8 protein-coding genes are annotated in these 12,538 nt (G+C 50.5%); 3 read left to right on the forward strand and 5 right to left on the reverse strand.

Going from position 1 to position 12,538, the window contains the following annotated elements:
* Positions 1 to 198 precede the first annotated feature (198 nt).
* Positions 199 to 1,827 (reverse strand): peptidoglycan D,D-transpeptidase FtsI family protein, encoded by a 1,629-nt coding sequence (locus EL633_RS32745; RefSeq protein WP_126631410.1) that lies wholly within the window; start codon positions 1,825 to 1,827, stop codon positions 199 to 201.
* A 281-nt stretch (positions 1,828 to 2,108) separates the two neighbouring features.
* On the opposite strand from EL633_RS32745, the gene EL633_RS32750 reads away from it, so the two are divergent.
* Entirely contained in the window at positions 2,109 to 2,564 is a 456-nt protein-coding gene (locus EL633_RS32750; protein ID WP_126631411.1) for an SRPBCC family protein, read from the forward strand.
* 113 nt (positions 2,565 to 2,677) lie between these two features.
* A complete protein-coding gene (locus tag EL633_RS32755) occupies positions 2,678 to 2,923 on the forward strand; it encodes a hypothetical protein (RefSeq protein WP_126631412.1) in 246 nt (81 codons plus the stop codon).
* Between the two features lie 98 nt (positions 2,924 to 3,021).
* Here the strand turns inward: EL633_RS32755 and EL633_RS32760 are convergent, their stop codons facing one another.
* The 3 genes from EL633_RS32760 to EL633_RS32770 form a co-directional block, all read right to left on the reverse strand.
* Entirely contained in the window at positions 3,022 to 4,122 is a 1,101-nt protein-coding gene (locus tag EL633_RS32760) for a WD40/YVTN/BNR-like repeat-containing protein (RefSeq protein WP_126631413.1), read from the reverse strand.
* 50 nt (positions 4,123 to 4,172) lie between these two features.
* Positions 4,173 to 5,321 (reverse strand): YncE family protein, encoded by a 1,149-nt coding sequence (locus EL633_RS32765; RefSeq protein WP_126631414.1) that lies wholly within the window; start codon positions 5,319 to 5,321, stop codon positions 4,173 to 4,175.
* 319 nt (positions 5,322 to 5,640) lie between these two features.
* On the reverse strand, positions 5,641 to 8,034 hold the full coding sequence (locus tag EL633_RS32770) for a thiamine pyrophosphate-binding protein (protein WP_126631964.1): 2,394 nt from the start codon (positions 8,032 to 8,034) through the stop codon (positions 5,641 to 5,643).
* A gap of 549 nt (positions 8,035 to 8,583) precedes the next feature.
* Here EL633_RS32770 and EL633_RS32775 point away from each other — a divergent pair.
* Positions 8,584 to 10,974, forward strand: coding sequence for an MBL fold metallo-hydrolase (locus EL633_RS32775; RefSeq protein ID WP_246039346.1), 2,391 nt, complete (start codon positions 8,584 to 8,586; stop codon positions 10,972 to 10,974).
* Positions 10,975 to 10,977: 3 nt separating this feature from the next.
* Here the strand turns inward: EL633_RS32775 and EL633_RS32780 are convergent, their stop codons facing one another.
* Positions 10,978 to 12,534 carry an APC family permease gene (locus EL633_RS32780; RefSeq protein ID WP_161982646.1) on the reverse strand — a complete coding sequence of 519 codons (1,557 nt, stop codon included), beginning with the start codon at positions 12,532 to 12,534 and terminating at the stop codon, positions 10,978 to 10,980.
* Between the last annotated feature and the right edge of the window lie 4 nt (positions 12,535 to 12,538).

A 12,538-nucleotide genomic window follows, 5' to 3' on the forward strand; every position in this document is an offset into this window, starting at 1 on the left:
CTCTTGCTATAAATGAAACGCGAGCGATGCTGAAATTTAGGATATTACTGTTCTCTACAAAAAGAATTACGCCTGGCATTTGCTGGAAGTTGTTTTTATCTATGTGTACCGGACTCTTTGGCTATCCTTTGTACTCAAAAAGCCGTGGACTTTCAAGAGAAATTATCCACGACTTTCTATGCATGCGCTACTTGCGTACTATTGCCACAATTTATTTGGCGGGCAGTAGTTTTCCGAAATGAGTGGGCTTGGCATCGTGGTTTTGATATAGCCTTTAGCGAAGATTTCGTTATACATCTTCCAGATATTAGGACCAACCGCGTAGGCACCTTCACCACCTTTCTCACGCATCGCCACAATGGTCAATGCAGGCATTTGATCGGCGTTATGCAGCGTAAAGGGAGCCTGGGTAATCATCCAGCCGTGAGGGCGCGAGCCACCACCAACCTCGGCGGTTCCCGTCTTGCCTGCAATGACGGATTGATAGCCCAGATTTTGACTGAGATGCCAGCCACTCCCACAGGTGGTAACCGCTGCCATTCCCTGTCGTACCTGATAAGCCGTATCCTTACTGACCACGGTATTCAACTCTTCCGGGGCCATGGTTTGCAACGGATTTTTATTCGTGTCAGTGATTTTGGAAACCACCATCGGGCGCATCAGCACGCCATTATTGGCGACCGTATTATCAATCATCGACATTTGCAGTGGGGTCATATCAACCACACCCTGTCCAAAGGCATTAGTAGCCAGTTGGAGCGTTGTGAGTGGTTTACCATTACTGTTCTCTACACTACTTTTGACCGTAGGGAGGTCGAAGCGATCATCCTGACCGATATAGAGCTTTTTGGCGTATTCGAGCCATTTGTCCAGACCTGTTTTGACACCCAATTGGGCAAACACGATATTGTCGGAATTGGCATAGGCAAACTCGGTATCGATAGGGAAGTGTTTAACAAAGCCCTGTTCAATTCCTAAATTATTCCCAACAATTTCGTGACCATCATAAAAGAGTGGTCCTGCGGCGCCTTTTTTGTCCCATGGAGTATTCAGGGTTGTAGTACCTGAGTCTAAAGCTGCCATTAAGGTCATAGTTTTAAAGGTTGATCCTGGTGAATAGCGTGCTTTTAATGGCCGGTCCAGCAGCGGCTTTTCAATATCTTTATCGAGCTGGTTGAAGTAATCATAATTCCCATCGCCCAGTGTCTGTACCAATTTATTGGGATCATAGCCCGGCGAACTGATCATGGCCAGCAGCTCCCCGGTATGTGGATCTGAGATAATGACCGAGCCTTTATCCGAGGGGGCAGCTTGATCGAATGAGTAGGGTTGTTGGAAGAGGGGGTCAGTCTCAGGATGATAATCGTTGAATTTTTCGACCGCGATTTTCTGGATGCGTTCGTCAATGGTCAGATAGATATCATTACCGACCGGCGATTTGTGCAGCGTCTTATTGACCTGATTATCCAGGGCGGTGCGGCCACTGTTGCCCGTGAGGACATCGTTGTACTCTCCCTCAACCCCCGGAATAAACGAGCCGGGCGCGTAGTAGCCAATCACTGAGGCTAGCGATGGATCGGTATAGTGGCGGATAAATCCTCCGCAGGCGTTGTTATCCGGGATAGATTCTGCGAGCAGGACTCCGTTGCGATCAAAGATGCGTCCACGTACGGGTGAGTTTTCGCGTAAGCAGCGGCGAGGATTGTGTACGGTGGCTACGACATTATCCGCTTTGATTACTTGCCAATATACCAATCCACCACTTAAAGCCACGAATAATACCACAAAAATGTAGGTCAATTTTCGTATGCTACTACTAATATTCATTGGCGGCACCTTTTATCCCGATACCTACAGTACATATCAATAGACTGTTTTTCTAGTGTACCACCCTTAGACTATTTTGGACAAGCAATAAACCAAATTTGCACCCGTTTTTCCTATCATGTTTAAAAATATGCTACATGTTCTTAATCCTGATTTTCTGGCTATAGATCGACTTAAGACGTGGCAAATCCTGGTAGATAAGCCTCTTTATCTGGCTCATTGCATATGTTAAACTGAAGAGTATCCTGGCATTACAAAGAGCAAGAAATGAAGGAGCGCACATGGCTGTAACTCATTTGCCGTCTGAACAAACGATACTTCTAATTGAGGCTGATTTCCCCACTGCCTCTCCGCGTATGCTCTTTGACTATTGGACGCAGCCGTCGTTATTGGAGCAGTGGTGGCCACAAAAGGCTGAGCTTGTAGGAAAAATCGGGGGGCGCTACCACTTAAGCTGGCCTCAGATGAACTGGCATCTACGCGGACACTATACCTCTTTTGAGCCTGGCAAGCAGCTTGGCTTTACCTGGAAATGGGACCATGATGAGCCGGAGGCCGACGAACGAGAAGTCAGGCTTGTCCTTATGCCATCAGCAACCACTGGAACACTGCTACATCTTACCCATGCATTCTATCGGGATACTCCTGAGGATCAAGAATTGCGTATTGAACATCATCTGGCTGGATGGCTGCATTTCTTGTCACGATTACAGCAGCTGGCCGCATCACCAATATAAGAATGCTGTCTTTACAACGTGTAGAATAAGTACTGTTTATGCGTTGACATCAAGTTTTGTGTCCCTGAAATTGAGGGTAATAATTTAATAATAATTTTGAAAGTGAAAAGCAAATGACTCAAAACAGATCTTCATCAGAGCTATCTACGGGCCAATTGTTAGCAATTACCGTTCCGGTGGCAGCCGCTATTGGCTCGGTAGCCTGGGCGATCTCCACCTTTTTTATTGTCCGTGAAATTGCCCATAAAGAGATAGAGCTTGCCCGGCTGAAAGTCGAAGCGCAAAAAATCTCGTATCCATTGCTCCCTACATCGCTGAATTCCGATCGCTCTTATGAAGATAGATATGGACAATTGTAGCTCTTATCTCGTCTATGGTCTGGTGACCCTTCTATTCTGGGAATGGCCAACCATCTGCTCTATGTTGGACACAAGGCCTGACTTTTGTTATCTATGATCTAGAGTATGGTGGCTGTGACTGAGTAGATGGTTGGCAGGTGGTTGGCGATCAGTTGCCAGTGTGTGCCATTATCGGGTGAAGCAAAGAGCTGGCCACTCATGGTGCCGACGTAGACACCACAGGGATCTGTGTTGTCTGTACACATACCATGGCGCAGAACTTTCAAGCGGGCGGCACGACCGCCGGGTAGGCCATCGGCGCAGGCTTGCCAGCTGTCGCCTGCGTTCTGGCTACGATAGACGCTGAATTGTTCGCCGCTGGGATAACGGTCCTCGGGATTGACTACGAGGGTGAAAAGGGTGTCAGGATGATTGGCATCCATGGCTAGAGGAAAGCCAAATGTTGTGGGTAGCCCATTATTGATACCATCCCAGGTGTTGCCAGCATCTCTACTGCGAAAGAGGCCACAGCGGCTCTGCTGATAGAGCGTTTCCGGTTGTTGGGTATGTTGCAATAGGCGGTGTGTGCTGCTGCATACCTCCGTCCAGCCGGCGGGATCTGGTTGGGCTAGCTGATTGATCGTCTGCCAGGATTTGCCGTGATCCTCGCTGCGAACACTGCCGGCGCCCGATATACCCAACCACATGCGTTCGGGCCGTGTGGGATCGGCAACTATGCTATGGACGCAGGTGCCGATCGGCCCATTTTCCCAATGGTCTTGTTGCGATTGTTGCCATAGATGAGTGTTTAGCTCCCAGCTTTTCCCCCGATCATGGCTGGTCCAGAGATTGGCTGGTCCTGTCCCTACATCGAGTGTTTGGGGATCGTTGGAGCGGCCAGGTTCGATATACCAGATCTCGTTGAGTGCAGCCTCGCTGGTGGACGAGAATTGTGGACCATATGCTGGTTCCTGCCATGTTGCACCAAGGTCGTCACTATAGCGTAGAAAAGCGTGCTGGCCAGTCCGGTTGTCGGCGGCAAAGAGGCGATGATGGTTGCGTGGATCGCATACCGCATAGAATATGTTGGCATTTGGTGCCTGCAAGCTGGTGGCTTCCAGGGTCCAGCGCTCACGATTGCGCGACGTGAGCCTGAATAGCCCCTGGCTGGTGCCGACCAGGAGGAGAACGGTATTCGCGGGATAAGATAATGTATTCATAATGCCAGCAGCCTCCTGTGCATGCGGTTTTCCACAGTCCTGTCCAGTGCTTATTCGCTCTGTGGAAGGTTTTTTTGGCGTTTAAAGTGTCGATACAGAAAATAGCTTGTTGGAACTATGATCATGATCGCGAGCAGTCCATAGGCGATTATAGTTGCGAGTATACCAGAAAATGTGGCCTCCTGTAGCTTGTTTGGTGCCAGTGGTGGATAGAGACCTGTAATAATAAAGTGTGGATTGCCTCCAACGCGGATGCTGGTTACTTGCTGTCTGCCAGGAATATCCAGCATCACGATTTGACCGCCATCCAGGGCTACAAAGCCAAGTTGTCCATCGTTGGTGATGGCGACCGAGTTGGGGGCGGCCTCGAAATGCAAGACACGCTGTGGTTCATGGATCCGTGAATATCCCACAGCTACCGGTGCGAGCACCGTTAACTGTTTATGTCTGGCATCGGGCACATATATTTCGCCTGTGGCTTCATCAAAATCCATCGGACCATATGTGCCGCCGGATAGCAGGTGCGCGGTCTGGTAGGTAGTAAGATCAATAGCCTTGATGGCTCCCGCTCTGGTTGTCACATAGGCGGTCTTGCCTGGTGGGATGGCAATGGTTCGTGCCTCGTCGGATACGAGAGTGATCACTTGTTTGGTTTGCCCTGTACGGGTATTAAGGACCATGATTCCCTTAGACGTTGTTGCCCAGAGCTGTGTATCCTGTCCATCGGCCAGATTCGTCTGTGCAAAGGCCAGGGCCAGACCATTGATTGGTGCTAGCGCCTGAAATATATGCTTGATTTTGCAATTGGATGTATCCAATGCGGTAATCTGATTTGTTGTATTGCCTGCGGTATACAGGGTTGCGGCATTGATATCCAGGGCCAGAAATTCTGGCCTGCCTGGCAGATAGAGGGTACAGATCGTATTGCCGGTGCTGGCTGCCAGTATCGTGACCTGTCCCTGTAGTGGTCGCGTGACATAGAGATAACGGCCATCGGGACTCAGCAGGACCGCGTGTGGATCCCCTGTGACCATGATAGTTTTGCTGACCGCCTTTTGAAAGACATCAATGACACTGATCCCGCCAGCGGAACCCGCGACATAGGCCAGATTTGGAGCGCCTCCATCGGCATGCGTCGTTTTATATAGTGAGAATACTAGCAGCGTGAAAAGTATCACATACCCACCCCAAAATGCCACACCCTTGTTCCTCTTCGTTTCATATTGCCAGGACCGGAATTCTCTCTTATATAGTGCTTTCATCAGGCCATCTCTTTACTATACTTGTAGACGCGCTGAGTGGATTCCTCGTGCCTCACAAAGATAGTCGTGCTTCACAGGCGCAATGTGGCAGGAAGAATCTTCATACAGCGTCAACTAAAATGCGTATAAAAATACACTTTTATTTAGTATAGGCCGAGTCCCAATGGCCTTTAGCGTCAGTAATGAGTTGATTGAGAGCGTGCTACCAGTATACTTATGATAAAACAAGTATCCTGGTAGCTGACTGATCAGACTACTAGTCTAGTTCAAGGGCGGCATAGCTGGCGGCTATGATGTCCTCGACACTGATGCCGACTTGTTGATAGAGATCATTCAGACTACCTGATTGTCCGAATTCATCCACGCCAAGTGATATACAGGGTGCTCCATAAATGCTACTGAGGAAGGCCAGACTATGGGCCGAGGCATCCTGGATGGTAACGAGGGGCACATGGCGTTCAGCTTTGGGAAACAGGCTGCGCAGCTGGTCCGTTTCGGCGGGTGCTGGCTGTCCCTGGCGTTGAGCACTACGCATGGTGGTAAGCATGGAGAAAATACGTTTAGGACTTGTCAGGTGCAGGACATTGGCGGCAATGCCTTCGCGGGCCAGTCGCTGCGCGGCCAGCAGGGCTTCGGGCACCATAGCTCCTGTGGTGACAATCTGCACTATTTCATCTGCCTGTGCGTCTGGTACCAGGTCACGTCCTTCGTGTAAGCGGTATCCTCCATTCAGTACTTGCTGGCGCAGTGTCTCGCGGCCCAGTCTGGCTATAGCGGGATCGAGCAGCTTTTGTTCAATTTTCTTGGTGGAGAGGCGTAAGTACGTCGAGCGTCCCTCCGTACGATCACAGCACTCGCGCAAGGCGGCCAGCAGAAGCCATTCCACTTCACAGGCGAAGGTTGGTTCATAATAATTTAACTCTGGTAACTCGATGCCCAGCGAGGCCGTAACGGTAGATTGATGGGCTCCTCCCTCACTACTAAGACTCACGCCCGATGGGGTGCCGGCGAAGATCATCTTTGTGTGGTTGTAGAGCCCATAGATCAGTGCATCCAGGCCACGGCACACAAAAGGATCATAGACCGTCCCGATGGGGAAGAGTAGCTGACCCGAATGTTCATAGCTTAGACCAAGCTGTCCCAGCAACATAAACAGGTTCATCTCCGAAATGCCTAGCTCAATATGCTGTCCCGTTGGACCGGGTTGCCAGCGCAATGCACGTTGCATATCTTCATGGTAGTCGGGATGAGTCGTTGGTGAGAAAACTCCGGTTTTGTTGACCCAGCCGCTCAGGTGGGTTGAGACCGCCACATCAGGAGCGACAGTCACGATCCGCTTGCCTACCTCCGCTAATCCAGCCAGTTGCGTCAGGATGCGTCCCAGGGCTTCCTGGCTTGAAGTCTTGCCTGGATAGGAGAGATCCAGACTGGATGGGATTGCAACCGCTGCGATCAGGGGTGCCGCCTGTAAATGTTCGCGCCGTAATAGCGCGGCTCTGCGTCGGCACCATCTGGCTTCTGATGTATGGGGAGCAAACGTATCCCACTCTTTTCCCGGTGCAATTCCCAGTTCTTCTTGGAACTGTCGTACCTGTTCGCCACTCAGGTGCATTGAGTGGTTCATCACATCACCGGCAAAGGGTAGACCCCAGCCTTTAATAGTGTAGGCAAAAAGCACGGTTGGTGCATCATGACATTGGTCTGCCTGCTCAAAGGCCTGGAGCAGTGTATTTAGATCGTGACCCCCTAGATTAGCCAGCAAGTCACGCAAGTTTTCATCTGGTGTATCACTGAGTGCCAGCGCAATCTCAGCGTTTTCCGGACCCTTGAGTCCGGTGGGATGCGTAAGGCGGACACGAATATCGGCTCCCGAACGGCGTAGCAAGCTTTGATACTCTTCATTACTCATTTCATCAATGCGCTGGCGCAGGGCGCTTCCACCTGGTTGGGTAAACGCCTTCTGTAGTTGCCGGCCATATTTTGCTTCTAGAATTTGCCAGCCAGCGGCCGCAAAGAGTTGTTTGAGTTGTGGGGTATGCGTACCCGGTACAATGCGATCCAGGCTTTGACGATTCAGATCTACAATCAGCAACACATTTCCCATGTCCTGTAAGGTTTCATCAATGATGGCTTCCCATACGCTACCCTCGTCTAGCTCTGCATCACCAATTACGGCTACAAAGCGTTGCGAGGTGACATGTTTGAAGTGCTTTTTTGCATAGTCCTGAGCTACCGCCGCAAAGGCTGGCGCAACCGCTCCCAGGCCGACCGAACCCGTACTGAAGTCGACTGGATCTGGATCTTTAGTACGGCTTGGATAGGCTTGTAGGCCTTTGAAAGCGCGTAAGGTCGGTAGATAGCCCGGTTCCAGGTTCCCAAGTAAGTACTGGATCGCATGATAAGCTGGCGAAGCGTGTGGTTTAACACTGACCCGATCCTCCGCATTCAAGAAATGAAAGTAGAGGGCCGTCAGAATGGTAACCATTGACGCCGATGACGCTTGATGCCCACCAACTTTCAAATCATCTGGATTAGGACGAAGCGCGTTAGCATGATGAATCATCCAGGTTGAGAGCCAGAGCACACGGTGCTGAATGGCATCCAGCGCATGATATTCATCAGCTTGGAGGATTGCTCGCTGTTGCTCCATTGCAGCAGGAATTGCAACTTTTGGGGCTAGCGGCTTATGTTTCTGGGGCATACTGCTATTCATTGCAGCGTTAGAGAACTCTCTCTGCATATAAGCCATCCTTATGTGAATTTGTAAAAAGAACATCGATACGAATAATATACGTACATAGTACAGTTTACCATCTCGCAAGCATCTTATCGCCATTCCGCCACCCCGACTTTCCCGACTCATGCCACTTTTGACGAGAACTTTATTTAACACATTGATTATAACAAATTTGCCGCTTGACGTTGTGAGGATTCGGGGAGGTTTGTGTAAAGAAATGGAGATGCATAAGCTTTTTCTGACTGTTATATTCAGGTGCGGTCATAGGAGTTGTATCGGCAATTAGTACTAATTTGGGATAGATGTGTGCAATTACATATTTGTTTCGTGTTATACTGTGTAGACCGAAATGAAAACAGTAGCTTGTCAGGCGAATAACGCCCTTGCTGCTGTTCAAATGGTATCTGGATCTGATGAGGATATGATGATGGGAATAGGGCAGGGGGAGTTGCTACGGTGGAAATGACATTTTTGGGTGGTGCATCGGAGGTTGGAGGGTCCAGCACATTACTAAAAGTGGCGGGTCGCTATCTATTAATCGATGGGGGCATGCGCCCGGCTGCCAGGGACGGCCAATCCCGTATCCCTGAGCTCTCACTACTTGCGGCAACTCCACCCGAAGCTTTGCTGATTACGCATGCGCATATTGATCATACGGGCGCTTTACCGCTGATCGCTTCGATTTATCCGCATATTCCAATTTATGTCACTGAGAGCACCAGAGTTCTCACTGAAATTTTGTTGCGCGATGCGGTGCGCATTATGAAGCAAGAGGGCTTGCATCCCGATGGCGAGACCCCTCTCTATAATAAGGATCAAGTGGATGCCCTATTGAGCCGTATGCGTCCAATTGGTTTTCGACAATCCTTTACCCCTATTGCATCAGCACCAGAGATCCGTGTCCATTATCTGCCAGCCGGCCACATTTTAGGCGCGGGCATCCTCTACTTCGACACACCTGAAGGGTCTCTTTTGCATACCGGCGATATCTCTGTCACGGATCAACGCTCAATACAGGGATTGGATCTCTCGTCTCTACCACATGCTGATATCATGATATGCGAAGGCACCTATGGCAATCGCAACCATAGCAACCGGCGGAAAGAAGAACGTACGTTTGCTGAGGCAGTTCAGCAGACATTGATGCGTAATGGCCGGGTCTTATGTCCCGCTTTTGCCGTAGGGCGTGCGCAGGAGATTGTCCTGATCCTGAAATCGTACCGGTCCAGTGGCCTTATCCCGCCAGTCCCGATCTACCTGGATGGTATGGTGCGCTCGGTCTGTCTGGCATATCAGCATCAGATACATGACCTTCATCCAAATGTGCAGCGCTATATAAAAAATGCACGACGACCGCTCTTTGTGGATCCTGATCTGCATATCTTTGCTGTACGGAGCCAGGAACGGGCCGCCTTGATTGCCAGTAAGCAACCAGCTATTATTATCAGCAGCTCAGGTATGCTTTCGGGAGGAGCTTCTCCGCTCTATGCGGCAACTATTGCGAAGCGTGAGCAGGATGCGCTCCTGTTGACTGGTTATCAGGATGAAGAGAGTCCTGGTGCGGCCCTGCTCCATGCGCGTCGAGGTCACCCAGTGCAGATTGGTTCCCAGACCGTACAACTAGCGTGTAAGGTTGAGAAATATAATCTAGCGGGTCACGCTGATAGTAAGCAGATCAGCCAGGTGGTGACAAAGGTGGCTCCTCATGTACTCATTCTTGTTCATGGGGCTCCTGATGCTCTGGCTGCTTTAGAACAGCGTTTCCGTGATCTGCGGGTAGAGATTCCTGTGGTAGGTAGCAAGTTAACATTCGTCCAGCCATCCTCCCGCCACTTTTCCCCCTCACCCCAGGAACAGGCGGTTGTCCCATCAGCAGATGATGCTAGCAGTTTAGACATGCCAGTACTCACTGCACAAACAAGCGCACCAGCCATTATATCACTGTGGATGCTTGCCAAAAAGTTGGGCCCACTACGTTTCTGGAGTGTCGTAGAACTGGGACAGGCTTACTATGGCGTGGCCTACCGCCCTTCACTACGTCCTGTCATTGAGCAGCTTTTCAAGTATGATACCTCTGCTTACTTCAAGCGTAGTCGCATTGGATCACAATCCATTTATCAGCCCTGTGAGACCGTTATGGGGCGTTCCTTGATCAGTGATGAAGAGATACTGGCTATCCAGCTTGCGGCCCCACTGTCCCCACCAGGTCCATCAGCTACCAATCCTTGTGCCGGCGCGGTTGCTATCGTGCAGGGACAGAAGAACTCTGTGCCGTATCTGGCGCTGATCCTATCTTCAACTTATAACAGTCGTATTCACATGGTGACGGATAGCTGGAAGGCGGCTCCACGGTCGTTATCTCTGCTGCAATTGTTACCGGATGTTCAGCGTTATGAGTGGCTGGGGCTGCCTGATGAGACGATACAGGTGCGTTTGAAGCAATGGCGGCAGGCATTAAATCAGGTATGGGTTGATCTGTTTAGCTGGTGGCGGCGTTGCCATGCTCAGTCGTTTTCTTTTGCCTCCCTGTGCCAGGATCTGAATTTGTGCCTGGAAGATGAACGTCTGGCCTGGGGACTGGAACTACTGTTACATGGCTCGTTACTTTTCCGCCGTGATGGCGAGACCTGGCTACCCCTGGCTGAGGAGCGTGTGTATCGCGATGCGGGTTTTGCCCAGCATCTACGCCTGCTTGATGCCGGTAAGGATAGCGCGGTGCTGGTAAATAATCGGTCGGGCTGGCTGACAGGTCGCAGTAACTGGCGTCTTTTTGAAGTACGCTGGCATGAACTAGAGACTGCGACCGCGCAACCAGCACAGATCCGAGCATCGTCGATCCACTTGATCGATTAATTGTTAATCAGTATTCGTCTGCTGGGATTGAGCTTCAAGCGCTTGCTTTTCAGGCGAGAAGGCGAAGGTTTCTTTCCGTCGCTCAGCCCGACCCCACAGATAAAAAATGATAGTAAGCAGGATAATCGCTCCCAGAGCACTCAACTGCGTGACTTCATAGATCAGGCGAGAGACCCCTGAACTTTTGATGGCGTCATCGGTTGGGAAGAGGAGGAAGTAGCTGACGATGAACGTATAAAACATCGCAAGTATACTCACGATCCAGGCACCAACCATGCCTCCGGGCACGCGATAAGGTCTTGGTGTCTCGGGGCGTTTGTAACGCAAGAACAAGAGGTTCGGGAAGATGAATAAGTAGGCCATGGTATTGACCGAGACGGTGAAGCCGAGTACCAGCGTGAATAGCGATTGTAAGGTTCCAGCTCCAAAGCTGTTGATCAGGACCGCGAGGATCATGGCAAAGGTGGCGATGATGCCACTTACGATGATAGCGGTCGTCGGTGTATTGGTACGTGGATTGAAGCGAGCCAGGCCCTGTGGCGCTACATGGTCTTTTGCCGCAACGGCATAGGCCCGGTTAGCACTGACCATCCAGGTTGAGCCGCTGGCACCCAGCGCGATAATCAATAGCGGAACGAGGAGCCACTTCAGGATGAGCGCTACTGATGCTGGGAGAATAATTGTGACGTTGGCGATGGCTTCCAGCAGGCTACTACTACCGCTGACCTGGGATTTGTTGAGGGCGAATATGGTGACGATAATTGGAATAACATAAGCTAAAAAGGCCAGTCCACCAGTCAGGAACATCGAGCGCGGTACTGTGCGCTGAGGATCTTCGACCTCGTCTCCTACATTGACCTGGACCTCGAAACCTTGCCATTTAAAAATCATGACCGGGATAATCGCGCTGACAATAATGCCCAGCGAACTGGATGGTAACAGGTCGCGCAAACTCATATGGGTCCCGCCAGCATGACCAGTCGCAAAAAAGATAAGTGCCAGAACGACGAAGAGTCCAATCAATAGCAGTTTGGCGGCGGCTCCAGTTGTGGAGATACGTTTACTGAGTGAGATGGGGAGCAAGGCCGCTCCCATGATACTCCAGATGAACACGGCTGCAATCGCGATGGTGATCCATACATCAGCGGTTTTGTTGCCGCCAAATAGATAGTCTGTATGTCCAAACCAGAGAACTTTAATCGAGGTGATAATGGTCACAAACATCGTCCCACCAATCCAGAGCGGATTAGCGATCCAATATAGCATAGCCGCAATCGCAGCGTAGAAGCGGCCCGCGCTCATTTTTCCCCATTCATAAACGCCACCGGCGCGGGGAAAAGCGCTTCCGAGTTCTGCCATCAATAATTGGTAAGGAATAAAAAAAGTCAGGCCAACCAGGAGAATCCAGAATAATGCCTGTCCTCCATAGGAGGCGGCTGCACCCAGGGTATCTAATCCTAATGCACCTGCGATGGTATAAAAGATTAAGTCTCGTACATTCAAACGAGAACGTATTGGCTTTCGGGCTTTTTGGGCTGCGAATGATGTCGAATCATTCATGAGT

The sequence above is a fragment of the Dictyobacter alpinus genome (assembly GCF_003967575.1).
Classification (GTDB): Bacteria; Chloroflexota; Ktedonobacteria; order Ktedonobacterales; family Ktedonobacteraceae; genus Dictyobacter; species Dictyobacter alpinus.

Coding starts and splice junctions, on each gene's coding strand:
- EL633_RS32745 (WP_126631410.1), bottom strand. CDS start 1,827: ATGAATATTAGTAGTAGCATACGAAAATTGACCTACATTTTTGTGGTA.
- EL633_RS32755 (WP_126631412.1), top strand. CDS start 2,678: ATGACTCAAAACAGATCTTCATCAGAGCTATCTACGGGCCAATTGTTA.
- EL633_RS32750 (WP_126631411.1), top strand. CDS start 2,109: ATGGCTGTAACTCATTTGCCGTCTGAACAAACGATACTTCTAATTGAG.
- EL633_RS32760 (WP_126631413.1), bottom strand. CDS start 4,122: ATGAATACATTATCTTATCCCGCGAATACCGTTCTCCTCCTGGTCGGC.
- EL633_RS32780 (WP_161982646.1), bottom strand. CDS start 12,534: ATGAATGATTCGACATCATTCGCAGCCCAAAAAGCCCGAAAGCCAATA.
- EL633_RS32775 (WP_246039346.1), top strand. CDS start 8,584: ATGACATTTTTGGGTGGTGCATCGGAGGTTGGAGGGTCCAGCACATTA.
- EL633_RS32770 (WP_126631964.1), bottom strand. CDS start 8,034: ATGGAGCAACAGCGAGCAATCCTCCAAGCTGATGAATATCATGCGCTG.